Here is a 26096-nt window from a genome sequence, read left to right as displayed (position 1 = left end):
CGGTCAGCCTCCGTCCAGATCGCCGAGTGCCAGAAGGGGCGGCGACGCTCCGGCCGCACGGGTACGGGGGCACGCCGACCGGTGCGCCGGGCCGGGTTCCACCGGCAGCAGAGTCGGCTGCTCGTGCCCACATCCGGCTACGGCGATCGGACACCGGGGAGCGAACGCGCAACCTGACGCGTCGTCCGGCCCGGCACCGGAGCGTCCCGGCATGGTGCGGAACCGGGTGCCCGGTGCCACACCGGGACGCGGCACGGCGTCGAGCAGACCCCGGGTGTACGGATGGTCGGGGTGACGGACCACGGAGTCGAGCGGCCCGTACTCCACGATCCGGCCGGCGTACATCACGGCCACGGCGTCGGCCAGCCGGGTGACCACCGCCAGGTCGTGGCTGACGACGACCATGGCCATGCGCAACTCGTCGTGGAGCTGCCCGAGCAGGTCGAGCAGCCGTGCCTGGACGGTGACGTCGAGCGCGGAGGTCGGTTCGTCGGCGACGAGCAGCTCCGGCTCACCCGCGATCGCGACGGCGATCTGGACCCGTTGCCGCATTCCGCCGGAGAGCTGGTGGGGATACTGGCCGGCGACCGTCGCCGGGTCGGGCAGACCGGCCAGGCGCAGCAGCTCCTCGCTGATCCGGCGGACCGCGGATCGCCGACCCCGGCCGCCCGCGTTGCGGACCGCCTCGTCGACGTGCGCACCGATGCTGCGCAGCGGATCGAATACGGCGAGACTGTCCTGGAAGACCACCCCGACCCGGCGGCCGTTGACGTGGCGGCGTTGCTGAACAGTGAGTCCGACGAGTTCACGTGCCTCGGATCCGGTCCGCAGCAGCGCGGAACCGGTGACGAACGCGTCCGGGTCCAGCAGACCGAACGGCGCCAACGCCGAGGTGGTCTTGCCGCTGCCGGACTCGCCGACGATCGCCAGCGTCTCGCCGCGGCGTACCGCGTAGGAGACGTCGGCGACGGCGCGTCGGATGCCGCCGTCGCGTGGATAGGCGACGGACAGGTGGCGCACCCGCAGCAGCATGTCGTCGTCGACCGTGGTCCTCGACTCGGCTGATCTCCTCGACTCGGCTGTGGCCGGCGTTCCGGGTGCCGGTCGCCGGGGGCGCGGCAAGCGCAGCCGGGACGGAAGGACCCAGCGCAGCACCGACGGCCGTTCGTCGCCGACCGCCAGCCGTTCGCCGAGCAGGTTGCTCGCGAACACGACGGCGGTGATCGCAATGCCGGGCGGGTAGGCCAGCCACCAGGCCGAGGCCAGGTAGGGCCGGCCTTCGATGAGCATCTGGCCCCACTCCGCCTGCGGTGGTGGGATGCCGAGGCCGAGAAAACTCAGCGTGGCGACGCCGAGCACGATGGAGCCGACGTCGGTGCTGGCGTAGACCAGGCACGGGGCGAGGGCGGGCGGCAGCAGATGACGGCCGATGACGCGCACCGGGCCGGCGCCGAGCAGCCGTAGCGCGTCCAGGTGCGGGCTGGCCCGTAGACCCGCGACGCGGGCGCGGGCGATCCGGGCATAGGGGGCCCACGCCCACAGCGACATCGCGACGACGAGATTCTCCACACCGGGGCCACGTATGCCGATGACCGCCAGCGCCACCAGCATTCCCGGCAACGAGACCGCCATGTCGACGATCCGGGCGACGATCCGGTCGACCCAGCCCCCAAGGTATCCGGCGACGGTGCCGGCGAGCACCCCGACGGTCATCGAGACCGCCAGGACCGCCGCCGTGACGGCGAGTGAGATTCGTGCGCCGTGCAGGAGTCGGCTGAGCTGGTCGCGGCCGAGCTGGTCAGTGCCGAGCGGATGGTCCGCCGATGGTGGCAGCAGGCTGGCCGCCAGATCGTTGGCCGCCGGGTCGGCCGGTGCCAGCGCCGGTGCCAGCAGCCCCACGACCGCGAACCCGGCCAACGGCAGGCCGACCAGCGCCGTCCGGACCGGCGCGGGGATCTTCCGCCTACCGCGTACGACCGTCATCCGGTCTCCGACTTGGCCCGGTGCGGGTGCCCGCCGCCCCGACTCCACGAGGACGCCGTGACGTCGGTGTTGACACCGGAGGTCCGACGGGACCGGGGATCAACGAGGACCTGCGCGACGTCGGCGAGCCGGTTGGCCAGGATGAAGCCTCCGCCGAGCACGAGCGCGCTGGCCTGCAGAGCTGGGACGTCCCGGGTGGCGGCCGCGTGGACGAAGTACGCCCCGAGACCGGGCCAGCCGAAGATCTGTTCCACCACGACCGTGCCGACCAGCAGGCCGCCGACGATCATCCCGGCGACGGACAGGATCGGCCCGGCCGCGTTCGGCAGCCCGTCGCGAAGCACGATCGACAGTGGCCCGCTGCCCCGGGCCATCGCCGCCAGTACGTACGGCCGGTCGATCGCTTCTCGTAACGTGACCGCCACCACCCGGCTGAGCACTCCGGCCGCCGGCAGCCCGAGCACCGCCATCGGCATCACCCAGGTCGAGGGACCGGCCATGCCTGACGTCGGCACCAGTTGCCACCGTAGGGCCAGCAGCAGAACCAGGAGGTAGCTCAGCCAGAACGCCGGAACCGACGTCGCCAGCAGCGCCCCGACCCGCAGGACCCCGCGCAGCGGCCCCCGCCCGGCCACCGCCCCGGCGACTCCGACGGTCATCCCGACCACGACGGCCACCACGACCGATCCCGCCACCAGGCCCGCCGTCACGGTCAGCCGGTCGGCGATCTCGGGGCCGATCGGCAGATTCGTCCGCAGCGACAGTCCGAAGTCGCCGGTGCTCGCGTCAGCCAGCCAGCGCAGGTACCGTACCGGGGCGGGAGCGTCCAGCCCCAGTTCGGAGCGGACGGCCTCGACCTGCTCTGGCGTCGCCGGCCGGCCGGCCCGGGTGGCCGCCAGCACTGCGGCGGGATCGCCACGGGCCAGCAGCACCAGCGCGAACGTTCCGGCCGACAGCGCGAGCAGCACACCGACGGTGTCGACGGTCCACCGTAAGAGGTGGCCGTCGACGGACCGTGGCCGCAGGGACGCGCTCACCCGACGGTGACCCCGGTCAGTTCGAGATCCACGTCGGTGGGCGGCACCGCGAAGCCGTTCACCTCGTCGCGCACCGCCCAGAGCCGGGGCCGGTACACCAACGGGACGAACCCGGTGTCGGCGGCCACCGCCTCGTAGAGGTCCTGATAGGCCTCGGTGCGAGCGGCTGGGTCGGCGGCGAACAGCGCCTTGTCGACCAGGTCCTCGATGGTCGGCGTCACCCACAGTGGCGCCCGCGCCCCGTTGGTGAACAGGGACACGACCGAGCTGGACGGGTCGTACGGTGCGCCGAGGGTCTCGAAGAAGGTCAGATCGTACCTGCCTTCGGCGCGTTCGTCGTAGTAGACGGCGGCATCGACCGGGACCAGTTCCACGCCGATCCCCACCTCCTGCAGGGCGTCGGCGATCGCGGCGGCCATGGTGCGCGGATCGAGCTGCCCCTCTGCCGGTGCGGCGGGAATGAGCAGCCGCAACGACAGCGGCTCCCCGTCGCGGGTCCGGATCTCCCCTTCGCGGAGGTAGCCGGCGGCGTCGAGTACCTCCTCTGCGGCAGCCCGGTCGAAGGCGACCGGCAGATCCGTCCCGGAGTCCGGCACGTTCGGCGGGAACACCCGGCGGGCCGGTTCCGCATGGCCCAGGAACAACGCGGTCGCCAGGGCCTCGGTGTCGATCGCCCGGCTGACGGCTTCCCGCACCGCCCGGTCGCCGGCGGGGCCTTCGGGGTTGAACCCGAGCAGGATCGAGACGTCGGCCGCGCCGGTGAGCAGTCGTACGCCGGCCCGCTCGCGCAAGGACTGCGCCTCTACCGGCGTGATCGGGGCCAGGTAGGCACCGCCGATCAGATCGATCTCCCCGTTGGTGAGCGCGTCGACGCGGGCCTGCGAATCTGGGATCACCTTGAACTCGAGCCGCTCCAGACTCGGCTTCGGCCCCCAGTAGTCGTCGTTGCGCTCCAGCACTGTGCCGGTGGCGCCGTTGGACACCAGTATCCACGCTCCGGTACCTACCGGGTCCTGAAAGGTGCCGTCGGTGCCGGCGGACTGCGGGCTGAGTAGCCGGACGGGACGGACGATCGACATCTCCTGCAGCAGCGGCTCGTACGGTTCGGACAGGGTGAGTACGACGGTGTCCGGGTCCGGGGCGTCCACAGCGGAGACGATCTGCGAGGCCCGGAAGAACGAGAAGCGTTCGTTGCCCACCCACCGGTCGAAGTTCCACTTGACGGCCGCGGCGTCGACCGGCGTTCCGTCGGTGAAGTGCACGTCGTCGCGTAGGTCGAAGCTCACCTGCCGGCCGTCCGGTGTCACCGTCCAGGACTCGGCCAGGCCCGGCTCCAGCTGCCCGTCCTCGCCGTAGCTGACCAGCGGCTCGTAGATGGCGTCGAGGAGCAAGAAGTTGCCGGTGAACGCGTGCGGGTCCAGTGCACCCGACTCGGTGCCCAACCCGATCCGCAACGTCGTCGAGGTGGTGCCACCACCGGAGTCCGCGCTGCAGGCTGTGGTGAGTCCGATCGACGCGGCGAGGACGGCGGCAAGCATGCGGGGTCGCGGCACGAGGACTCCAGATAGATGTAGGTCGATAATACGTCCTGGCGTTCGATAGGAGTAGTCGGCGCGATGGCCTCGCTGGTTCCCGGCACACTCGTGCCGATGTTGCGGGCCGGTGGACAGTCGGTGCCGGATCGTCGTAAGCCCGGGCGACGGCGAGGACGACGGCGAGCAGTTCGGCGGGCGGGAGCGTGTCGTCGACCCGGCCGGCGGCCTGGGCCTCGGCCAGGGCGGCCAGCTTGCGTCGCGTCGTCTGGTGGTTCTGCTCCATCCGGGCGAGCTCGCCGGGACGTTCGAGGGTGTGCCACTGCAGCAGTCGGAGCAGGTCCGGGTGCGCGACGCCGAAGTCGAAACCGAGTGGCCCGCCATCGCCGGCCAGCATCTCCTCGCCACCTCGGGGCACGGCCCGTACGCCGATCAGGTCGCACTCGGCGCGGTCATCCTCGCGGTCGAGGACGGCGGCCCGGCATCGCCGCCGTCGGTGGTCGCCGCCGCCGTCGCCAGAGCGGTCCGTGCTCGCCGGCCACGGACCCGCTACCCCGTCGGCCGTGGCGCGAAGGTGATCCTGGCGGCCCGGCGAATTTTGCCCGACCGTGGCTTCGACTGCTTCATCCGTACCATGCTGCGCACCCTCGCCCGGGTCGTCGCCAGGCGCGACACCGGCCAGGGCCGGCTCGTCGGAAATCGCGCCTGAATCGCGCAACTTCAAGGAACACTGTCGATGCTGCCGGTGCCACGATCACCGGATGAGCTTCGTCGTGCCCGTCGACCGCTGGACCCTCGCCCGGACGGCGCTGAGTGTCTCCTCCGACCGATTCCGATCACTGCTGACAGTCGACAGTGAGCCGGAGGCGATGGCGACCCGCGACTGGACGGTGTCGGACACCGCCGCGCATGTGGTGAGTATCGCGATGCTGTACGTCACCCTCGTCGAGGGTGACGAGCCGCCGCTGCAGATCCCCGACATCCGTGCGGCCCTGTCCGCCGCGAACGTCGACACCGTCGCCGACGTCAACGATTACGTGCTGCGGCACTTCACCGAACGCGACCCGGCTCGCCTCGCCGAGCTGCTCGGCGAGGCGACCGACGCGGTCCTCGCGGCGACCACCCGGCTGCCGCCGGAGAAGACCGTCCAGTGGCTGGGTGACGCGCGGGTGCCGATCGCCGGCATGGTGGCGCACCTGGTCAACGAACTGCTGGTGCACGGCTGGGACATCGCCCGGGTGTTGCGCCGCCCCTGGTCGATGCCCGACGACTACGCGTCGCTGTACTTCGACCAGTTCTTTCTCGGCATGCTGCACCACGACTACGGCGTCCTGCTGGACACCTCGCGGGCAATGCCGAAACGGCCGATCGCGGTGCAGTTCCGTTCCGCGTACACCCCGACCGCGACCGTCGTGCTCGGTGACGGACGGATCCGGCTCACCCCACCGGACGATCCGGTCGACGTTCGGCTGCGGTTCCGTCCGGCCCGGTTCAACCTGATGCTGTTCGGTCGGACCGGTCCCGCCGTCGCCGCGATGCGTCGCGACGTCGTCGTCGGCGGGCCGCGACCGTGGCGCCTGCCCGCCTTCCTGCGTGTCGTTCACATGCCGAACGCGCGCTACGCTCCCGCCGCACCGTAGGTTGGGCCGCACCGGGCGGCATCTGTCGGCGGGGTGTGGCAGCATCGCGCGGGTGACCGGCAGCATGAGACAGGAGCAGCACCTGGGCGACCTGGCGCTGCTGCGCCGGGTGCGCGACCGGATCGACCGGGAGTACGCCCGGCCACTCGACGTCGAGGCCCTGGCCCGTGGCGTGCACATGTCGGCCGGGCACCTCAGCCGCGAGTTCCGGCGCGCGTACGGCGAGTCGCCGTACGCGTACCTGATGACCCGGCGCATCGAACGCGCGATGGCGCTGCTGCGCCGGGGCGACCTGAGCGTCACCGACGTCTGTTTCGCGGTCGGCTGTTCCTCGTTGGGCACCTTCAGCACCCGGTTCACCGAGCTGGTCGGCGTCCCGCCCAGCGTCTACCGGCGCCGGGCCGGCTCCGCCCGCCCGGAGATGCCCGCCTGCCTGGCAAAACAGGTCACCAGACCGATCAGGAATCGAGAAGCACGGGCCCCGGCGGCGCGACTAGCGTGACCGCCATGGACATCACGATTCACTCCAGCTTCCTGCCGCACGCCGACGCCGCCGCCGCGTTGGCCTTCTGGCGCGACCTGCTCGGCTTCGAGCTGCGCCTCGACGTCGGCTACGACGGAATGCGCTGGCTCACTGTCGGCCCGGTTGACCAGCCCGGCACCGCGATCGTGCTGCACCCGCCGGGTGTCGACCCCGGCATCACCGACGACGAGCGCCGTACCATCACCGAGATGATGGCCAAGGGCACCTATGCCGGCATCCTGTTGGCCACCAGCGACCTCGACGGGGTCTTCGATCGGCTGCAGGCCGGCGACGCGGACATCGTCCAGGAGCCAACCGAGCAGCCGTACGGGGTCCGCGACTGCGCCGTGCGGGACCCCGCCGGCAACCTGATCCGCATCCAGCAGACTCGATAGATTGGGAATCCGATGAGCAGGGCCACCGCGTCGGGGGAGCGGCCGTCCACCCCGCACCCCGCCGACAGTCACGACCTGATCCGGGTGCACGGCGCGCGGGTGAACAACCTCAAGGACGTCAGCGTCGAGATCCCGAAACGCCGGCTGACGGTGTTCACCGGGGTCTCCGGTTCGGGCAAGAGTTCGCTGGTGTTCGGCACGGTCGCCGCCGAGTCGCAGCGCCTGATCAACGAGACGTACAGCGCCTTCGTGCAGGGGTTCATGCCGACGCTGGCCCGGCCCGAGGTCGACGTGCTCGACGGGCTGACCACGGCGATCATCGTCGACCAGGAGCGGATGGGCGGTGATCCGCGGTCCACGGTCGGCACCGCCACCGACGCCAACGCGATGCTGCGGATCCTGTTCAGCCGGCTCGGGCAGCCGTACGTCGGCCCGCCCAACGCGTTCTCCTTCAACCTCGCCTCGGTGCGGGCCAGCGGGGCGATCACCGTCGAACGCGGCGCCAGCAAGTCCACCAAGCAGACCTTCACCCGGCTGGGCGGCATGTGCCCGCGCTGCGAGGGCCGGGGGTCGGTCACCGACTTCGACCTGACCGCGCTGTACGACGACAGCAAATCGCTCAACGAGGGCGCGCTGACCATCCCCGGCTACAGCGTCGACGGCTGGTACGGGCGAATCTTCAGCGGCTGCGGCTTTTTCGACCCGGACAAACCAATCCGTAACTTCACCAAGTCGCAGCTGCACGACCTGCTCTACAAGGAGCCGACCCGGATCAAGGTCGACAACATCAACGTGACGTACGAGGGCCTGATCCCGCGGATTCAGAAGTCGTTCCTGGCCAAGGACGTCGACGCGATGCAGCCGCACATCCGGTCCTTCGTGCAACGGGCAATCACCTTCACCACCTGCCCGGACTGCGCCGGCACCCGGCTGAACGAGGCGGCCCGGTCGTCGAAGATCAACGGGATCAACATCGCCGACGCCTGCGCGATGCAGATCAGCGACCTCGCCGAGTGGGTCCAGGATCTGGCCGAGCCGTCGGTCGCCCCGCTGCTGGCCGCGCTGCGGCACACCCTCGACTCGTTCGTCGAGATCGGCCTCGGCTACCTCTCCCTGGACCGCCCAGCGGGCACCCTGTCCGGCGGCGAGGCGCAGCGCACCAAGATGATCCGGCATCTCGGGTCGTCGTTGACCGACGTCACCTACGTCTTCGACGAGCCGACCATCGGGCTGCACCCGCACGACATCACCCGGATGAACAACCTGCTGCTGCGGCTGCGGGACAAGGGCAACACGGTGCTGGTCGTCGAGCACAAGCCGGAGACGATTGCGATCGCCGACCACGTCGTCGACCTCGGTCCCGGTGCGGGCACCGCCGGCGGCGAGGTGATGTTCGAAGGCACCGTGGACGGGCTGCGGGCCAGCGTCACCGTCACCGGCCGCCACCTTGACGACCGGGCCAGCCTGAAGAAGTCGGTCCGCGAGCCCACCGGCACGCTGAAGATCCGTGGCGCGAACGCCAACAATCTGCGCGACGTCGACGTCGACATCCCGCTCGGTGTGCTGGTCGTGGTGACCGGGGTCGCCGGCTCCGGCAAGAGCTCGCTGCTGCACGGGTCGACCCCGGCCGACGCGGGGGTGGTGTCGATCGACCAGACCGGCATCCGTGGCTCACGGCGCAGCAACCCGGCGACGTACACCGGGCTGCTCGACCCGATCCGCAAGGCGTTCGCGAAGGCCAACGGGGTCAAGCCGGCGCTGTTCAGCGCCAACTCCGAAGGCGCCTGCCCGACCTGCAACGGTGCCGGGGTCATCTACACCGACCTGGCGATGATGGCCGGTGTCGCCACCGTCTGCGAGGACTGCGAGGGCCGGCGGTTCCAGGCGGCGGTGCTGAAGTACCACCTCGGGGGCCGGGACATCAGCGAGGTGCTGGCGATGTCGGTGACCGAGGCCGAGGAGTTCTTCGCGGCCGGCGACGCCCGCACCCCGGCCGCGCACGCCGTACTGCGGCGGCTCGCCGACGTCGGGCTCGGCTACCTCACCCTCGGCCAGCCGCTGACCGCTCTGTCCGGTGGTGAGCGGCAGCGGCTCAAGCTGGCCACCCACATGGCGGAGAAGGGCGGCGTCTACGTCCTCGACGAGCCGACCACCGGTCTGCACCTGGCCGACGTCGAGCAGCTGCTCGGCCTGCTCGACCGGCTGGTCGACGCCGGCAAGTCGGTGATCGTCATCGAGCACCACCAGGCGGTCATGGCGCACGCCGACTGGATCATCGATCTGGGGCCGGGTGCCGGTCACGACGGTGGTCGGATCGTCTTCGAGGGCACCCCGGCCGACCTGGTCGCGGCCCGTTCGACGCTGACCGGCGAGCACCTCGCCGCCTACGTCGGTGGCTGAGCCCCGGCGTGGTCCGGTTCAACTCGGTCGAGTTCGGCGCGGACGCCGCGGGCGGTCGGGCCGGTCGCGGTGACCAGCATCGCCGGCCCGCCGGCCAGCGGCAGCCGGGCCGCGCCGGGGCCGAGCGGGGCGGCCGCCGCCGGCCCGCCGGCCGCCCACTCCGGCCGGACCACCAGCACCGAACCGGTCGCCTTCGCCCCGGCGAGCACCGCCGGCCCGGCCCAGCCGTCGGCGCGCGGCCCCACCGCCAGGTCGGTACGCAGCACCGTGCGGCCCGCGTACCGGACGGTGGTGTCGATCCGGGCGTCGCCGGACGGCTCGCCGTCGCGCCCGCAGACCAGCTCCTCCCGCCATACCAGGGCCGCGCCGTCGGCCAGCTCCACCACCGACCGGGACAGGTGGTGGCAGCCGGCGGCGGCGATCAGCGGCTCCGGCAGCCAGCGCAGCTCGCCGCCGGTCGCAACCCGGACCAGCATCTCCAGCGTCGACTGCCGGCCGCCGGGTCCGGGCAACGCCAGCGACGCCGCGACAGTACGCAGACGCACCCGCGCCCCCGGCCCGACCTCGATGTCCAGCCGCAGGTCGTCGCCGCCGAGCGGGCCGGCCGCCGCGCCGACCAGATGCACCTGGACCTCGCCGTTGTCGGCGGCGGCCGCTGCCGGGCCGGTGCGGCGCAGTACCAGCGGCGGCTCGCCGCGCAGGCAGACCAGCCGGGTACGCCCGGCGGCGTCGACCTCGGCGACCAGCCGGGCGTGGGCCCGCATCAGCCGGCGACCTCCGCCGGGGTCTGGGCGCGGGTCCGCAGCAGCCCCCGGATCCAGTCGGCCACCGGCGTCGCCGTGCGGTCCCGCACCAGCGACAGGAACACCGTCGGCAGCTCGCCCCGGCGGGCGGCGGCGTCGCGCTCCATCACCGACAGGTCGGCGTTGACCAGCGGCGCCAGGTCCGTCTTGTTGATCACCAGCAGGTCGGCGGTGCTCACTCCCGGCCCGCCCTTACGGGGCACCTTGTCGCCGCCGGCCACGTCCACCACGAAGATCTGCCGATCGATCAGGCCCCGACTGAACGTGGCGGTCAGGTTGTCCCCGCCGCTCTCCAGCAGCACCAGATCGAGGGCGCCCAACTGGTCGGACAGGTCCTCGATGGCGTCGAGGTTGGCGGAGATGTCGTCGCGGATCGCGGTGTGCGGGCAGCAGCCGGTCTCCACCGCCCGGACCCGCTCCGCCGGCAGTACGCCGTTGCGCAGCAGGAAGTCGGCGTCCTCGGTGGTGTAGATGTCGTTGGTGACCACGGCCAGCCGCAGTTCGTCGGCGAGCGCCCGGCACAGCGCGGCGACCAGCGCGGTCTTGCCGGAGCCGACCGGACCGCCGATGCCGATCCGCAGTGCGGGGGAGCCGTCCGGCAGCCGGGGCGGGTGCGGGTCGACCCCCGGATCAGGATGAGTGTGTGGTACCTCCCCGTCGGTGTGCGCGTGCGGTTCGGCGGACCCGCCGTGGACGTGGTTGTGTGGTTCAGGACGCAAAGAGACGCACCTCCCAGGTGGCGTGGTGTTCGGCGTCGACCTCCGGGACCGGGGCCGAGCCGGCAGGCAGGTCGTCGACCGGCCGGTCGGCCAGGGCGGCCGCCCCGGCGGCGACCGCGTCGATGTCCGGCGCGAGCCGGGCGAGCAGGCCGTGCACCGCGTACGGGTCGAGGCCGAGCAGTCGCACGGCGGCGCTGGCCGGTCCGGTGACGGTGGTGTACGCGGCCGCCAGCGCCGCCTCGGCCGGGCCGAGGCCGGCGGCGGCGGCGACCACGCCGAGCGCGACCGGCTGGTGCCGGTCCCGGGGTCCGCCCGCCGGCAGCGCCCAGATGCCGCGTCCGGCGCGCAGCAACGCCCGACCCTGGGCCCGCGACGCGCGGCGCACCGCGGGTGACGGGGTGCGGGCGTCGATGCCTTCGTCGAGCGCGTCCAGCCGGCCAGGGTCGGCCCCGGCGGCGGTCGCCCCGGCGGCGGTCGCGGCTGTTGCAGCCGCGGCGGCGAACGCGGCGGCGGTACGTCCACCGGTGGTGAGCCGGCCGGTCAGGTACGCCGCCACGCCGGCCAGGTCGCGGACCCGACCGGCGACGACGGCCGCCTCCAGCCCGCTGGAGTGGGCGTGCCCGCCGGCCGGCAGCCGGCCGTCGGCCAGCACCAGCAGCGTGGCAAGCCCACTCATCGGCGGGTCCGGACGGGACACGTCATCATCGGCCGGTCGTCAGAACAGGAAGTAGCGCTGCGCCATCGGCAGCTCCGTCGCCGGGGCCGGCTCGACCGTCTCCCCGTCGATGCGCACCGTGAACGTGTCCGCATCGATCTCGATCCGCGGGGTCGCGTCGTTCAGCGGCATGTCCGCCTTGCCCCGCCGCCGGGTGTCAGCGACCGGGGCGAGCCGGCGACGGATGCCGAGCCGGTCACCGAGCAGCGCGTCGATCGCCGCCGGCGCGACGAACGCCAGGCTGGTCGCGGCCGGCACGGCGCCGTACGCGCCGAACATCGGCCTCGGCAGCATCGGCTGCGGGGTCGGGATGGACGCGTTCGCGTCGCCCATCTGCGCCCAGGCGATCATGCCGCCCTTGATCACCAGATGCGGCCGTACGCCGAAGAACGCCGGATCCCACAGCACCAGGTCGGCCAGCTTGCCCGGCTCGACCGAGCCGATCTCGCCCTCGACGCCGTGCGCCACCGCCGGGCAGATCGTGTACTTGGCGACGTACCGCCGGGCCCGCATGTTGTCGGCCGGCCCGTCGCCGGGCAGCGACCCACGTCGGGCCTTCATCACGTGCGCGGTCTGCCAGGTCCGCATGATCACTTCGCCGATGCGGCCCATCGCCTGCGAGTCGGAGCCGATCATCGAGATGGCGCCGAGGTCGTGCAGGATGTCCTCGCCGGCCATCGTGCTGGGCCGGATCCGGCTCTCGGCGAACGCCAGGTCCTCCGGCACGCTCGGGTTCAGATGGTGGCAGACCATCAGCATGTCGAGGTGCTCGTCGAGGGTGTTGACGGTGTGCGGGCGGGTCGGGTTGGTCGACGACGGCAGCACGTTCGGCTCGGCCGCGACCCGCATGATGTCCGGCGCGTGCCCGCCGCCGGCGCCTTCGGTGTGGTACGCGTGGATCGACCGGCCGGCGATCGCGGCCAGGGTGGACTCCACGTACCCGGCTTCGTTGAGGGTGTCGGTGTGGATCGCCACCTGCACGCCGGAGGCGTCGGCGACCCGCAGGCAGGCGTCGATCGCGGCCGGGGTGGTGCCCCAGTCCTCGTGCAGCTTGAACCCGCCGGCACCGCCGCGCAGCTGTTCCCACATGGCTTCTTCGCTGACCGTGTTGCCCTTGCCGAGCAGCAGCACGTTGACCGGCCACGGGTCGAGCGCGGCGAGCATCATGCCCAGGTGCCACGGACCGGGGGTGACCGTGGTCGCCTTGCTGCCCTCGGCCGGCCCGGTGCCGCCGCCCATGATGGTGGTGATCCCGCTCGCGAGGGCGGTTTCCAGCAGCTGCGGGCAGATCAGGTGTACGTGGCTGTCGATCGCCCCGGCGGTGAGGATCTTGCCGTTGCCGGCGATGATCTCGGTGCCCGGTCCGATCACCAGGTCGGGGTGCACCCCGTCCATCGTGTCCGGGTTGCCGGCCTTGCCGATCGCCACGATCCGGCCGTCGCGGAGGCCGACGTCGGCCTTGACGACGCCCCAGTGGTCCAGCACCACCGCGCCGGTGATCACCGTGTCGGGTGCCCCTTCGGCCCGGGTGGCCCGGGACTGGCCCATCGACTCGCGGATCACCTTGCCGCCGCCGAAGACCACCTCGTCGCCGTACGCCGGGGTGCCGTCGACGCCGGGCGGCGCGCAACGGTCCTCCTCGACCTCGATCAGCAGGTTGGTGTCGGCCAGCCGGATCCGGTCACCGGTGGTCGGGCCGAGTAGGGCGGCGTACCGCCGTCGGTCCAGGGTGCTCACGCCGTGTCTCCCGTCTCGCCGGTGCCCGCCTGGTCGGCCGGGCCGCGCCCGGTGCCCGCAGCGTCGGCCGGGGCGCGTCCGTCCAGCTCGCCGGCGCATTCGCCGCGCAGCCCGGCGACGATCCGTCGGCCGCCGAACGGCACCAGGGTGACCTCCCGGTCGACGCCGGGCTCGAAGCGCACCGAGGTGCCGGCCGGCACCGCCAGCCGGTGCCCCCACGCGGCGGACCGGTCGAAGTCCAACGCCGGGTTGGCCTCGGCGAAGTGGTAGTGCGAGCCGACCTGCACCGGCCGGTCGCCGGTGTTGACCACCGGCAGGGTCAGCACCGGACGGCCTGGATGGAGGGTGACCGGCCCGTCGCCGGGGATCAGCTCACCGGGAACGACTGTGCCGCCGTCGGTGCCCGACGGCGCGGAAGGTGCAGTCAATCTCGCTCCTAGGAGATCGGCTCGTGTACGGTGACCAGCTTCGTCCCGTCAGGGAAGGTGGCTTCCACCTGCACCTCGGGGAGCATCTCCGGCACTCCGTCGAGCACGTCCTCGCGGCCGAGTACGGTGCGCCCGGCCTCCATCAGCTCCGCCACGCTGCGGCCGTCCCGGGCACCTTCCAACAGGAAGGCGGTGATCACCGCGGTCGCCTCCGGGTGGTTGAGCCGGATGCCCCTCTCACGGCGCTTCCAGGCCACGTCGGCTGCGACGTGGATGAGCAGTCGCTCCTGCTCGTGCCGGGTGAGAAACAAGCCGGACCTCCATGAGCGATCGAGACCTGGGTCGTGGCAGATGCTGGCATTCTGACATTTCAATCACGTTACGTACGCGTATCGGGCTCACTGGGTCGGCGGCGGGACCTGCGGCGGTGGGCGGCGGCGGTCATTCGTGCAGGGCAGCGTCCACCAGGATCGCTACCCCGTCCGGCAACTGGCACTGGACCTGGATTTCCAGCTCCTGCATGCCCTCGACGACCGCGCTGATCGGGCCCGGCTGCTCGGCGGTCGCCTGATACTGCCTGCCGCCGACGTCCCACACCAGGCCACCGTCACGGGCACGTTCGCCAACCAGGACCTCGACGTGCATCTGGGCCTCCGGTTGGCTGTCGAAATGTGGCCGAACAGTCGCCTGAAAGGTGTCGAATCGGCCGAGAAGTTGATAGGTGACCTTTGTGATCTTGTCATTGCTCTGGTTGCTCGGGCATTTGATCACGATTGCGCGCTCGAATCCGGCGCTCTCCCGTAGCTCCCGTGGAAGTTCCACCAAATTGGTGGTGCCAGCGTGGGCTTGGAGTGCGGAAAGATATTCGACCCTGGTCGTGCCTGGGGAGTTGCCTTGGGTGGCGTCGGGCGACGTGGCCGCCGGCACCGTCACTGGGGCGCCAGGGGACGCGGTCGGCGCAGGCGTCTCCTGCTGCCCGACCGGAAAGCGCCAGTCGAACACTGCGACGATCACCCCAAGTATGGCGACCACGAGGCCGGCCAGCGCCAGCCGTTCGGATATTTTCCGCACTGGCCGATGCGGTCGGGAGGGGCCTTCACCTGCAGATTTGCCATTGTCGGGCATGGTTCGTCCATCGGGGTAGCGGAAGATGATTGCGGCAGCATGCCACCATTACCTTACTCGATCAATCAAGTGGATCGGTGGCCCTCCAGGCGTGTCGACAACGGATCGTGTGTGCGCTCATGGGGTCCCCGAGTGATTGTCGGGAGTGCCTGGACGAGGATGTATGGAGGAATCAGATGTCGATTTCCGGAGATAATGCGCCAAAGGCTCCCGGTGCTCCCCGGCCGGGTCAAGTGGCCGGCAGGCTCCAGCGGTTGCTGGTCGCGGGGGCGGTAGCGCTCGCGGCGGCCGCGTTCGTGTTCGCCGCCACGTCGATCGTGATCGCCCTGCGGACGGCGGACCGTGTCGATGCGATGGCAACGTCGGCCGGTGGTGACGAGGAGCCGGGGCCGGGCAGCGCGCCGACGATCGAGGCGCCGGCGACTCCCGACGGGCCCGCGACGCCGGAATGGTCGGAGCCCACCACGCCGCCCGGCGGTGATCCGTCAGTTGATCCGACCGCGCAGCCGCCGCTCGACGCGCAGACTCAGTACGTGGTCCACTACTCGCAGCAGACGTTGACGCTGCGACTGTCCGGCAACAACAGGAGCATGCACGCCGATCTGGACGAGCCACTGGCCGATGCTCCGGCGGCCGTGGCGGACATCACGCTACGCGGCGGCTACAGCAACGCACCGGCGAACCTGGTGCTCGGCCAGGACGTACGTGGCAGCCAGGTAGCCGAGTCGGGACTCACCCCGCACGACTGCTCGGAACAGATCCGCATCGCGCCCCTCGGTGCCGAGGCCCAGGTGCCGGTCCGCCAGGGCGTGGTGCTCTGCCTCTGGACGAGCCGTGCGGCGGCCATCAACTCGGGCATTGCGCAGCTTGTCGTCAAGTTGGAGATCACTGGAGTGTCCGCTGACGGAGCGGTCAGCCTGCGGATGGATGCCTGGAAGATTCCGGGATGAGTCCATGATTCCATGACGGGGCCATCCGTCGTCAGTTCGGATGGCCCCCGTCCTGGTCGGTGCCGGCAGCCGCAGGCGGGTCGGGGGTGTCGGGGGTACGCCGGAAGCGGTCGTGCCAGGCCGGCGTCTCCCGTTCGTCGTCGAAGGCGTTGGCGATCACCACGTCGGTCGACGAGTGCAGCAGGATCGAGATCACGATGGTCAGGGCGACCAGATGGAACACCTCGTCGGCGGCGTCGATGCCGGACTTGAGCACGATCAGGCCGTACACCACCGAGGCGAAGCCCTTCGGCCCGAACCACATGGCCGCCGCCTGCTCCCGGGGCGCCAACCCGGAGCGGATGAATGCGATGGCCGGCGCCACCGGCCGGGCGACGAAGATGGCCAACACTGCGAAGACCCACCCCGGCCAGGAGATCTCGCCGAGGAACTCGATCGAGATCAGCGCGCCGAAGACCAGCAGGGCAGCCAGCTTCAGCAGCTCGGAGACGCTTTCGCCGAAGTGCTCGAAGGCGGCCCGTTGACGAGGGCCGAAGGTGGCGATGGTGCTGCCGGCGGCGAACGCGGCCAGGAACAGGTTGCCGTGGGTGGCCTGGCCGAGAGCCAGCACCAGCAGCCCGATCGCCACCCCGTTGAGCGGTGCGTACAGGGCCGACGCGGAGAACCACCGGGTCCGTTCCAGGGCGATCGCCAGTGCGGGAACGGCGACTCCGATGGCCAGGCCGACGGCGAGTTCGGTGGCCAGCTCGTTCAGGTGCAGGTCGCCGGAGCCGGTGGCGATCGCCAGGAACAGGATCACGAACGGCAACGCGAGGCCGTCGTTGATCCCGGACTCGACGTTGAGCAGATGCCGCAGCCGGTACGGCACCTTCTCGTTGCCGACCAGCGCGGCGGCGAACACCGGGTCGGTCGGGGCCAGCACCGCGCCGATCAGCAGCGATTCCGCCCAGCCCAGCCCGGCTACGTAGTGGGCCAGCACCGCGGTGATCAACAAGGTGAGCGGCAGCCCCCAGCCCAGCGCCCGGCCGGGCAGCCGCCAGGCGGAGCGCAGGTCCTGCCAGCCGACCCGCATCCCGTCGGTGAACAGCACGGCGAACAGCGCCAGCTCGGCGAGGGTGTTGACGATCGACGAGTCGGCCTGCACGTCCAGCACGCCGGTGGTCTGCGGCCCGAGTAGGAAGCCGGCGACCAGGAACAACGCCGCCGTGGACAGGATGGTGCGGTGGGCCAGCGCCGACACCAGCACGGCGAGTAGCAGTACGGCGGCGAAACTCAGCAGCAGCATGTGAACTCCGGGACCGGCGGCGAGCGGTGGCGATGGTGTCGGGCCCGGTGATGGTACGTGCCGGCGGGGTCGGGATCGGCGCGGACCGGTACCGGACGGGCTGACACAATGCGGAAGCAGTCCCATACCCGCGATGAGGAGTTCCGTGCCGTGATTCGTACCCATGACGCCGGCGGCCTGCGCGCCACGCACGCCGGCACGACGGTGACGCTTGCCGGGTGGGTGGCCCGCCGGCGCGACCACGGCGGGGTCATCTTCGTCGACCTACGCGACGCCTCCGGCGTGGCGCAGGTGGTGTTCCGCGAGGAGATGCAGCTGGCCCACGCGCTGCGTAACGAGTTCTGCGTACGGGTGACCGGTGTCGTGGACCGCCGCCCGGAGGGCAACGACAACCCGGAGCTGGCCACCGGCGAGGTCGAGGTCACCGCGACCGAGCTGACCGTGCTGTCCGAGGCCGCGCCGCTGCCGCTGCCCATCGACGACCAGGTCGACGCCGGCGACGACGTCCGGCTGCGGTACCGCTACCTGGACCTGCGTCGCAGCGGTCCGGCCGGGGCGCTGCGGCTGCGGTCGCGGGCCAACCAGATCGCCCGTACGGTGCTGCACGACCGTGACTTCGTGGAGATCGAGACCCCGACGCTGACCCGGTCCACGCCGGAAGGGGCCCGCGACTTTCTGGTGCCGGTGCGGCTGCAGCCCGGCACCTGGTATGCCCTGCCGCAGTCGCCGCAGTTGTTCAAGCAGCTGCTGATGGTCGCCGGGATGGAGCGGTACTACCAGATCGCCCGCTGCTACCGCGACGAGGACTTCCGGGCCGATCGGCAGCCGGAGTTCACCCAGCTGGACATCGAGATGTCGTTCGTCACCCAGGACGACGTGATCGAGCTGGGCGAGTCGATTGTCGGCGCGCTGTGGCGGGAGCTGGCCGGGCACGAGATCACCGGACCGGTGCCGCGGATCACCTGGCACGAGGCGATGGACCGGTACGGTTCCGACAAGCCGGACCTGCGCTACGGCGTGGAGCTGACCGAGCTGACCGGCTACCTGCGCGGCACGGCGTTCCGGGTGTTCGCCGGGGCGATCGACGCGGGCGGCTACGTCGGGGCGGTGGTGATGCCTGGCGGTGCCGCGCAGACCCGCAAGGAGCTGGACGGCTGGCAGGACTGGGCCAAGGCGCGCGGTGCGCGGGGCCTGGCGTACGTGGTGCTGGACGCCGAAACCGGTGAGCCGCGCGGCCCGGTGGCGAAGAACCTGTCGGCCGAGCACCTGGGCGGGCTGGCCGACGCGGTCGGCGCCAAGCCCGGCGACGCGATCTTCTTCGCCGCCTCGACCAACCGGCGGGAGGCGCAGGAGCTGCTCGGCGCGGCCCGCATCGAGATCGCCCAGCGGGCCAACCTGGTCGACGAGAGCGCGTGGGCGTTCTGCTGGGTGGTGGACGCGCCGATGTTCGAGCCGACGGAGGAGGGCGGCTGGACGGCGGTGCACCACCCGTTCACCTCGCCGACCGACGAGTGGCTGGACCGTTTCGACGGCGCGCCCGGGGAGGCCCTGGCGTACGCGTACGACATCGTCTGCAACGGCAACGAGATCGGCGGCGGCTCGGTCCGTATCCACCGGGCCGACGTGCAACGACGGGTGTTCGACCTGCTGGGCATCAGCGAACAGGAGGCGGCCGACAAGTTCGGCTTCCTGCTGGAGGCGTTCAAGTACGGCCCGCCGCCGCACGGCGGCATCGCGTTCGGCTGGGACCGGATCTGCATGCTCCTGGCCGGCGTGGACTCGATCCGTGAGGTGATCGCGTTTCCGAAGACGCGTGGCGGGTTCGACCCGCTGACCCAGGCGCCGACGCCGATCACGGCGCAGCAGCGGGTCGAGGCCGGGGTGGACGCCAGGCCGAAGCCACCGGCCGGTGTCGCGCCGACCCCAGCAGCCGGAACGGCCGGGGTGGCAGCCCTGGTGGAGCCGTCCTGACCGGGTAACTGTCCTTCGGCCGTGGGCCCGGGGTGCACGTGCACCCCGGGCCCACGCATGTCTGCGGCCCATGCCCCCACCGGTTCCAGAGAAACTATGCACATATATTGTGCACACTTTATTTGCAGGTTTATTGTGCAGAATATGGAAGAGCAACAGTCGACGGTCTGGCTAACCGGGGACCAGGTCCGCACCCTGGCCCACCCGCTGCGGTTGCGGCTGCTCGGCGCGCTGCGCCTGGACGGCCCGGCGACCGCCACCAGCCTCGCTCACGAACTGGGCACCAACACCGGCGCCACCAGCTACCACCTGCGCAAGCTCGCCGACGCCGGGCTGGTCCGCGAGGAGCCGGCCCGGGGCACCGGCCGGGAGCGGTGGTGGCGGGCGGTGCACCAGGTCAGCTCGTGGCGCAACACGTCCTTCGATGACGACCCAGACGCCCGCGCCGCGGCCGACTGGCTGAACAGCTACTTCGTGCAGCAGTTCGTCCGCTGGGCGGAGGACTGGCACACCGCCCGGGACGGCTACTCCACCGAATGGCGTGACGCCGCGGAGTACTCCGACACCCGGTTGACCCTCACCGTCGACCAGCTGCGGCGACTCAACGCCGACCTCGACGAGGTCATCGAGCGGTACCGCACCGATCCCGGCCCGGGTGACGGGCCGGCCGAGCAGGTGATGTTGTACATGTACGCCTTCCCACGCGTGGCCAAGGGCGGTGGCGCGGACCGGGCCGGGTCGGCCGGGAATGAGCTGGTCGGAGACCAGCCGTGACCGCCCTGGCCGCCCGGCAGGTGCGCCGGCGCTACCTGATCCTGCACGGCCTGCGCTGGGCACCGACCGGACTGCTGATCCCCGTCACGGTGCTGCTGATGCTGGAGCGCGGACTGACGCTGCCGCAGATCGGCCTGGTCGTCGCCGCGCAGGGGTTCGCCGTACTGCTGCTGGAGCTGCCCACCGGCGGCCTGGCCGACGCGGTTGGTCGCAAGCCGGTGCTGATCGGCGCGGCGGCGGCGAACCTGCTGGCGCTGGCGCTGCTGGTCGTCGCGGACTCCTTCGCCCTGTTCTTCGCCGTGATGCTGCTGCAGGGCCTCTACCGGGCATTGGAGAGCGGGCCGCTGGATTCCTGGTACGTCGACGCCATGCTCGCCACCGACCCCGATGCACGATACGAAGGTGGGTTGAGCCACGGGGGAGTTGTGGGCGGTCTAGCGATCGCCGCCGGCGCCCTGGTCAGCGGTGCGCTGGTGGCGCTCGGGCCGGTCGGTCCGGTCAGCGCGTTGACCGGGCCGGTCGTGGTTGCCGGGGTGCTGCAGGTCGTCGGCCTGGTCGGCCTGGCGCTGCTGCTGGTCGAGGTGCGGCCGGCGGGCGGGGCACTGACGCTCACCGCTTCGGTCCGGCAGGTGCCGTCCGTTGTGCTCGGCGCACTGGGGCTGCTGCGGCGGTCCCGGATTCTGCTCGCCCTGATCTCGGTCGAGCTGTTCTGGGGATTCGGCATGATCTCCTTCGAGACGTTGATGCCGGTGCGGCTGGCGGAGGTGGCCGGCGACGCCGACCGGGCGGCGGCGCTGCTCGGCCCGGTCGGCGCGGTCGCCTGGTTGGCGTCGGCCGGTGGCGCGGCCCTGGTGCCGGCGTTCAGCCGGCGGCTCGGCGCACCGGTGACCGCTGCGGCGTTCCGGATTCTGCAAGGGGTGACCGTGGTCGCGATGGCGCTGCTTGCCGGGCCGGTCGGGGTGATCGTGGCCTATCTGGCCTGCTACGCCATCCACGGTGCGTCGAACCCGGTGCACCTGGGCCTGCTGCACCGGCAGGTGGACGGACCGCACCGGACCAGCGTCGTCTCGCTCAACTCGATGGTCGCTCAACCGGCTGGTGCCCTCGGAGGGGTGGTGCTGATGGCCATCGCCGGTTCCGCCTCGGTCAGCCTGGCGATGCTGGTCGGCGCGGCCGTGCTGGCCGCGGCCGCACCGCTGTACCTGGTCTCGCCTGGTCCAAGCTGGATTGGCCGGCGCGGCCGTTGGGTATGGATCGGCCGACCGACTTAACCCCCCAGGAGGATCTGATGTTCGCCATCGCTGCGGCTGTCGTCTTCGGCTTCGCCCTGCTGCTCGACCTGCTCGACACCGATCTCGGTGCGCCCGACCTGTTCAACTGGAACACCATGGTGCTGATCGGCCTGCTCTGCCTGACCCTGTTCTTCGCCGGGGTCGGTCGTGGCACCGGCGGCGGTTGGTCCCGGCGCCGTCGGCGCAGCTGACCCGGCTGTTCACTAACCCGATCTCTGTGCATTTCCGGCGTCCGAGATCGGGCCGGTACTGTCTTGCTGATGGAGTCCGACGTCCTCTTCTCCTACCCCCCCGCCGAGCACCGCCGCGATGCGTCGCCGGCGGGCGGTGTGGTGGCGGGAGACTCCGGCTCCGGCCCGACCACATCGGCGCCGTTGCCGGTACGGATGCGTCCGGCGAGCCTCGACGAGCTGGTCGGCCAGGAGCATCTGCTCGCCCCGGGTGCGCCGCTGCGGCAGTTGGTGACCGGCACCGCGCCGATGTCGGTCATCCTCTGGGGGCCGCCGGGCTGCGGCAAGACGACGATCGCCCACCTGGTGGCCCGGGCCACCGACCGTCGCTTCGTGGCGATGTCGGCGCTGTCCGCCGGAGTCAAGGACGTCCGCGCGGTGATAGACGAGGCCCGACGGCAACGGCGTACCGGCGGGTTGCCGACGGTGCTGTTCATCGACGAGGTGCACCGCTTCAGTAAGACCCAGCAGGATTCGCTGCTCGCGGCGGTCGAGGACCGTACCGTGACGTTGCTGGCGGCAACCACCGAAAACCCCAACTTTTCGGTCATCTCGCCGTTACTGTCGCGGTGTGTCCTGCTCACCCTGCGGCCGCTCGGCGACGAGGCGGTCCGTGATCTGCTCCGGCGCGCGGTGACCGACGAACGTGGACTCGGCGGCGCGCTGCGGCTGTCCCCGCCGGCCGAGGACCACCTGGTCCGGTTGGCCGGTGGCGACGTGCGCAAGGCGCTCACCGCCCTGGAGGCGGCGGCCTCGGCGGCCACCGCGACCGACACCGGAGAGATCGACCTGCGTACCGCCGAGCGGGCGATCGACGTCGCTGCGGTGCGCTATGACCGCGACGGCGACGCCCATTACGACGTGACCAGCGCGTTCATCAAGAGCATGCGTGGCTCGGACGTCGACGCCGCGCTGCACTGGCTGGCCCGGATGCTGGTCGCCGGGGAGGACGCCAGGTTCATCGCCCGACGGATCGTGATCTTCGCCAGCGAGGACGTGGGGATGGCCGACCCGGTTGCGCTGTCGGTGGCGACCGCGGCCGCCCACGCCGTGGAGTACGTGGGGCTGCCGGAGGCACAACTCAACCTTGCCCAGGCGGTGATCCACCTGGCCACCGCCCCGAAGTCCAACTCGACCACGGCAGCGCTGGCGGCGGCCGTCGCCGACGTACGGGCCGGCCGGGGCGGGACGGTGCCGGCACATCTACGGGACAGCCACTACTCGGGCGCGCGGCGGATCGGCCATGGAGGCGGCTACCGTTACCCTCACGACGACCACCGGGGGGTGGTTACCCAGCAGTACCCGCCCGACGAGCTCGCCGGTGTCGACTACTACCGCCCGACCGAGCATGGCGCCGAACGGACGGTCTCCGCGCGGCTGCCGGTGCTCCGCCGGATCGTGCGCGGCCTGCCGCCCGACACCCGCGCGCCCGCTGGACGCACCGGCTCCGGCTCGTCCGCTGGTGCCGCCGAACCTGATCCATCCGTCCCAGCGTCCGAGGCTGGTCCGGTGCCCGATGACAGCGGCAGCGTTGCTGCCGGGGAGGTACAGCAGTGAGAGCGCGCGGTTCTGACCGCCCCGATCACCCCGACGAGCGTCGTGAGGGCAAGCCGAAGGGCCGCCGGTGGGGCCGGGCACCGGTCGAGGAAGAGGTCAGCGGCGAGGAGACTGGCTGGCTGGACGATCTGCGGACCGCCAAGGAACAGCGGATCGACATCGGACCCGGCGGCGCCGGGGCATCCGGCGACTCCCCGACGGACGGCCCGCCGTCCCGCTCGGCGGTTTCCCGGTCCGCCGTCCCGTCCCGTCCACATCCGCAGCCGCCTGCGGGTCCGGGGCCGCAGCCGGGTGCCGGCCCGCAGCCGCCTCCGGGTCCGCAGCCGCGCACCGGTCCAGGGCCGGCCGAGCCGGTGTCCCCGGCTGGCGCGGAACCGTCCGAACCCCGACCCCGACCTCGGCCCGTCAGCCCCGCCCCGGGTGGGCCGAGCCCGGTATCCGGTGGGCCGAGCCCGGTATCCGGTGGGCCGAGCCCGACCCCGGGCCGGTACCAGCGACCGCCGCAACGCCTGCCAGCGGCGGACACGGTTGTGCCGCAGTCGGGCAACGCACCGCCGTTGCCGCCGTCCGCCCCGCAGCGGCCATCCGCCGACGCCTTCGGCGGGCCCCGTTCCGCGCCGGGCACCCCGACCCGACCAACGTCCGGCCCCCGTGCCGATGGACGCGACGAGACCCGGATCATTCCGCCGGTCAGGTCGTCCGGCGGACGTCGACGCGCCCCGGAACCGGCGGACGAGACCAGCGGCTGGCAACGCCGCCCGGAGACGCCCCAACGTGGCCCGGCCACCGGGGCGGACCGGGCGGGTCAGACCCGCGAGGGGGACGGCCCGGCACCATCGCGGCCGTCGGCCGGCCGGCATGCCTCGGCCGGCCAGCCGTTCGAGCCGGCCCGGCCGACCTCGGGCGGGCCTCGCCCGGCGCGGTCCGCGCCGATCCCTGGCCAGCCATCCCGGGGCGGCCCCGGCGGCCCCCTGGCCGCTCCCGTGGTCCCCGGGCCGGGCGGTGCCGTGCCACCGGCCCGGGGTCTGCAGCCTGGCCCGGGCACCGACCAGCCGCCCCGTCCGGGAACCCGCCCGGCAGGACCGCCGGTCCATCCGGCCGACCCGCCGACCGCCACCCGCCCTGGTCCCGGCCGGGCGACGGTCCCGGCAGCCGGGCCGGTGCCGACCGGTGCCGGTGGCAGGCCGCGACCACCGGTGACCGGGCCGCCGGCCACCGATCGACGGGACCCGTACGCCACCGGTCCGATCCGCCCAGGCCAGCCGGGTCGATCCGACCCGCCGGGCCGTCCCAACGAGGCCGGCACCTTCGGCCGCCCCAGCCCCCCGGGCCGACCAGCTCAACCCGGCCGACCAGCTCAACCCGGGTCCGGTGGCATCGCGACGATGCCCGGCGCGCCGGCACCTGGCCGGCCGGTGTCCGGTGGACCTGCCGGTGCCGCCGCGCCGCCGCACCACGATCGGCCGACGCCCGCCCCGCCCCGCCCGGTCTCCGGGGCCGGGGCGACGGTGGCCCGGTCGGCGTCGGTGCCGGTGCGGCCGGGTGGGCCGGTGCCGCCGGCCGGACTCGCCCCGGTGTCCGGCGGAGCCGTGCCGGTCCCGGGAGCCGTGCCGGTCCCGGGAGGTGTCGCCCCGGTGTCCGGTGGGGGTGGCTCGCCGGTCCGGTCCGGGCCGTACCGGCCTGACCGGTCGGAACCCGAGCACTCCGGCCCTGAGGAGTCCGGTGCCGACCAGTCGGGTTCCGAGCAGGGTCGCCCGAACCTGCAGCAGCGTCGGCTGCGGGCAATGGCCCTGATCATGGTCGCCGTCGTGGTGCTGGCCGCCCTCCCGCTCTACTTCGGCATCCGGGCGGCGACCCGCGACCCGGTCTTCAACTCCCTTGACCGACTCGACGTGCCCGAGTGGGCGGCGCAGGAGCGGACCGACGCGGTCAGCGGGAGCCGTTGGTGCCTCATCGACTGCCGGTTCCGCGAGCGGACGATGACCTCCGAACGCGGCACCGAGGAGACCGCCCAGGTCTATACTGCGGCACTGACCGACGCCGGGTGGCTGCCGTGGGACGCCGAGCTGTGCCCGTCCCAGCCGGTCGAAGGCCAGTACAACTGCTGGACCCGCGACGAACTCACCCTCGACCTGTGGGTCCGGCCGCCGGCCTGCTCGGACGACCTGTTACTGCAGCGGCCGACGGTGGAGCCGCCATCCGGCGAGTCGACCGACGGTGGGTCGACCGACGGGGAATCGGCCGACTCGCCGCCGGTCGCTGAGGCCGAGACCTGCACTGGTTCGGTCGTGTCGATCAAGGTACGCAACGCGATCGGTGACGACCGGATGAAGCCACAGCCGAGCACCGATCCATCGCTCACCGGTGAGGATCCGGATCCGGTCTTCACCGACGACCCGCTGCTGGACCTGGAGGTCGAACCGTCGTGAGCGGACGACCATCACTGACGGTAGGGTCTGCACGGTGGTGCGGCGCGAGCTGACCGCCGTCAGGTGAGCAGCGGCGGCGAGGCGTCGTGACAGAGGAGGACACAGGCATGGACGGTGGACAGATCGCGGCGCTGGTGGCGGCCGGAGCGTTCCTGATGCTCGTGCTGGTGCTCGCGGTGCCGATCCTGCGGCTGCGGCACACCGTGGACGCGGCGACAAGGGCGATCAACGACCTGAACGACCGCACCGGTCCACTACTCGGCCAGGTCAACACCTCGGTGGAGAATGTCAACACTGCGCTCGGGCAGGTGCACACCACGCTGGACGGCGTCAACATCCAGCTCGCCAAGATCGACACGATGACCGGTCACGCGCAGAACGTCACCGCCAACGTGGCGAACCTCGCCACCGTCGTCTCGGCAGCGGCGGCGAACCCGCTGGTCAAGGTCGCCGCCTTCGGGTACGGCGTCCGGCGCGCCGCGTCCGCCCGTCGGCACGCCGAGCAGGAGCGCGACGTACGGGCGGAACTGAAGCAGCGGCGCCGGGCAGCCCGGCGCAACGCCGGATGACC

Annotated in this window: 22 protein-coding genes and 2 pseudogenes; 12 read left to right on the top strand and 12 right to left on the bottom strand. The window is 72.0% G+C overall.

The annotated features are described in order from the left end of the window. Positions 1-3 precede the first annotated feature (3 nt). From ACFHWU_RS06285 to ACFHWU_RS06270, 4 genes and pseudogenes are all read right to left on the bottom strand, one after another. On the bottom strand, positions 4-1983 hold the full coding sequence (locus ACFHWU_RS06285) for a dipeptide/oligopeptide/nickel ABC transporter permease/ATP-binding protein (protein ID WP_416590054.1): 1980 nt from the start codon (positions 1981-1983) through the stop codon (positions 4-6). After that, on the bottom strand, positions 1980-3020 hold the full coding sequence (locus ACFHWU_RS06280; RefSeq protein ID WP_416556811.1) for an ABC transporter permease: 1041 nt from the start codon (positions 3018-3020) through the stop codon (positions 1980-1982). Before ACFHWU_RS06280 ends, ACFHWU_RS06285 begins: the two co-directional genes overlap by 4 nt. Continuing rightward, positions 3017-4573, bottom strand: a complete 1557-nt coding sequence (locus tag ACFHWU_RS06275) for an ABC transporter substrate-binding protein (RefSeq protein WP_416556768.1) — start codon at positions 4571-4573, stop codon at positions 3017-3019. Before ACFHWU_RS06275 ends, ACFHWU_RS06280 begins: the two co-directional genes overlap by 4 nt. A 163-nt stretch (positions 4574-4736) precedes the next feature. Further along, positions 4737-4949, bottom strand: a pseudogene (locus ACFHWU_RS06270) (hypothetical protein); the annotation flags it as partial. 364 nt (positions 4950-5313) lie between these two features. On the opposite strand from ACFHWU_RS06270, the gene ACFHWU_RS06265 reads away from it, so the two are divergent. The 4 genes from ACFHWU_RS06265 to ACFHWU_RS06250 all read left to right on the top strand — a co-directional run bounded on the left by ACFHWU_RS06265 (position 5314) and on the right by ACFHWU_RS06250 (position 9510). After that, a complete protein-coding gene (locus ACFHWU_RS06265; RefSeq protein ID WP_416590053.1) occupies positions 5314-6192 on the top strand; it encodes a maleylpyruvate isomerase N-terminal domain-containing protein in 879 nt (292 codons plus the stop codon). A gap of 64 nt (positions 6193-6256) precedes the next feature. Beyond that, positions 6257-6694 (top strand): helix-turn-helix transcriptional regulator, encoded by a 438-nt coding sequence (locus ACFHWU_RS06260; protein WP_416556810.1) that lies wholly within the window; start codon positions 6257-6259, stop codon positions 6692-6694. A 5-nt stretch (positions 6695-6699) separates the two neighbouring features. Further along, on the top strand, positions 6700-7110 hold the full coding sequence (locus tag ACFHWU_RS06255) for a VOC family protein (protein ID WP_416556766.1): 411 nt from the start codon (positions 6700-6702) through the stop codon (positions 7108-7110). Between the two features lie 12 nt (positions 7111-7122). Continuing rightward, positions 7123-9510: an ATP-binding cassette domain-containing protein gene (locus ACFHWU_RS06250; protein WP_416590052.1), complete on the top strand. Its 2388-nt coding sequence runs from the start codon at positions 7123-7125 to the stop codon at positions 9508-9510. Here ACFHWU_RS06250 and ACFHWU_RS06245 read toward each other — a convergent pair. The 7 genes from ACFHWU_RS06245 to ACFHWU_RS06215 form a co-directional block, all read right to left on the bottom strand. Continuing rightward, positions 9495-10274, bottom strand: coding sequence for an urease accessory protein UreD (locus tag ACFHWU_RS06245; protein WP_416590051.1), 780 nt, complete (start codon positions 10272-10274; stop codon positions 9495-9497). The two genes, ACFHWU_RS06250 and ACFHWU_RS06245, sit on opposite strands and share 16 nt — an antisense overlap. After that, entirely contained in the window at positions 10274-11032 is a 759-nt protein-coding gene (gene ureG, locus ACFHWU_RS06240) for an urease accessory protein UreG (protein ID WP_416590050.1), read from the bottom strand. The genes ACFHWU_RS06245 and ureG overlap by 1 nt, the downstream gene beginning before the upstream one ends. After that, the gene (locus ACFHWU_RS06235) at positions 11022-11708 is read right to left on the bottom strand and encodes an urease accessory protein UreF (RefSeq protein ID WP_416590049.1); all 687 of its coding nucleotides are present in this window, start codon (positions 11706-11708) and stop codon (positions 11022-11024) included. The genes ureG and ACFHWU_RS06235 overlap by 11 nt, the downstream gene beginning before the upstream one ends. A 39-nt stretch (positions 11709-11747) precedes the next feature. Then, a complete protein-coding gene (locus tag ACFHWU_RS06230; protein ID WP_416590048.1) occupies positions 11748-13484 on the bottom strand; it encodes an urease subunit alpha in 1737 nt (578 codons plus the stop codon). Then, positions 13481-13912 (bottom strand): urease subunit beta, encoded by a 432-nt coding sequence (locus tag ACFHWU_RS06225; protein WP_416556760.1) that lies wholly within the window; start codon positions 13910-13912, stop codon positions 13481-13483. Before ACFHWU_RS06225 ends, ACFHWU_RS06230 begins: the two co-directional genes overlap by 4 nt. An 8-nt stretch (positions 13913-13920) precedes the next feature. Continuing rightward, positions 13921-14223: an urease subunit gamma gene (locus tag ACFHWU_RS06220; RefSeq protein WP_123601150.1), complete on the bottom strand. Its 303-nt coding sequence runs from the start codon at positions 14221-14223 to the stop codon at positions 13921-13923. A 130-nt stretch (positions 14224-14353) separates the two neighbouring features. Further along, positions 14354-15037 (bottom strand): hypothetical protein, encoded by a 684-nt coding sequence (locus ACFHWU_RS06215; RefSeq protein WP_416590047.1) that lies wholly within the window; start codon positions 15035-15037, stop codon positions 14354-14356. Between the two features lie 254 nt (positions 15038-15291). On the opposite strand from ACFHWU_RS06215, the gene ACFHWU_RS06210 reads away from it, so the two are divergent. After that, on the top strand, positions 15292-15987 hold the full coding sequence (locus tag ACFHWU_RS06210) for a hypothetical protein (RefSeq protein WP_416590046.1): 696 nt from the start codon (positions 15292-15294) through the stop codon (positions 15985-15987). Positions 15988-16018: 31 nt separating this feature from the next. Here ACFHWU_RS06210 and ACFHWU_RS06205 read toward each other — a convergent pair whose 3' ends face one another. Further along, complete coding sequence (locus ACFHWU_RS06205; RefSeq protein WP_416590045.1) at positions 16019-17272, bottom strand: cation:proton antiporter; 1254 nt, start codon at positions 17270-17272, stop codon at positions 16019-16021. Positions 17273-17422: 150 nt separating this feature from the next. On the opposite strand from ACFHWU_RS06205, the gene aspS reads away from it, so the two are divergent. The 7 genes and pseudogenes from aspS to ACFHWU_RS06170 all read left to right on the top strand — a co-directional run bounded on the left by aspS (position 17423) and on the right by ACFHWU_RS06170 (position 26094). Then, positions 17423-19243: an aspartate--tRNA ligase gene (aspS, locus tag ACFHWU_RS06200; protein ID WP_416556756.1), complete on the top strand. Its 1821-nt coding sequence runs from the start codon at positions 17423-17425 to the stop codon at positions 19241-19243. Positions 19244-19387: 144 nt separating this feature from the next. Next, entirely contained in the window at positions 19388-20017 is a 630-nt protein-coding gene (locus tag ACFHWU_RS06195) for a helix-turn-helix domain-containing protein (protein WP_416556755.1), read from the top strand. Next, positions 20014-21252, top strand: a pseudogene (locus ACFHWU_RS06190) (MFS transporter); the annotation flags it as partial. The gene ACFHWU_RS06195 and the pseudogene ACFHWU_RS06190, both read left to right, overlap by 4 nt. Positions 21253-21305: 53 nt before the next feature. After that, positions 21306-21500, top strand: coding sequence for a hypothetical protein (locus tag ACFHWU_RS06185; RefSeq protein WP_416556753.1), 195 nt, complete (start codon positions 21306-21308; stop codon positions 21498-21500). 69 nt (positions 21501-21569) lie between these two features. Next, complete coding sequence (locus ACFHWU_RS06180; protein ID WP_416590044.1) at positions 21570-23096, top strand: replication-associated recombination protein A; 1527 nt, start codon at positions 21570-21572, stop codon at positions 23094-23096. A 1760-nt stretch (positions 23097-24856) separates the two neighbouring features. Continuing rightward, the gene (locus ACFHWU_RS06175; RefSeq protein WP_416556809.1) at positions 24857-25525 is read left to right on the top strand and encodes a hypothetical protein; all 669 of its coding nucleotides are present in this window, start codon (positions 24857-24859) and stop codon (positions 25523-25525) included. A gap of 107 nt (positions 25526-25632) precedes the next feature. After that, entirely contained in the window at positions 25633-26094 is a 462-nt protein-coding gene (locus ACFHWU_RS06170; RefSeq protein WP_123601158.1) for a DUF948 domain-containing protein, read from the top strand. The last annotated feature ends 2 nt before the right edge of the window (positions 26095-26096 follow it).

Origin of the sequence: Micromonospora sp. LOL_015 (assembly GCF_048060275.1) — a bacterium.
Taxonomy (GTDB): domain Bacteria; phylum Actinomycetota; class Actinomycetes; order Mycobacteriales; family Micromonosporaceae; genus Micromonospora_E.
Note: the sequence above shows the minus strand (reverse complement) of the source record. Positions and strands in the feature narration are given on the sequence as shown.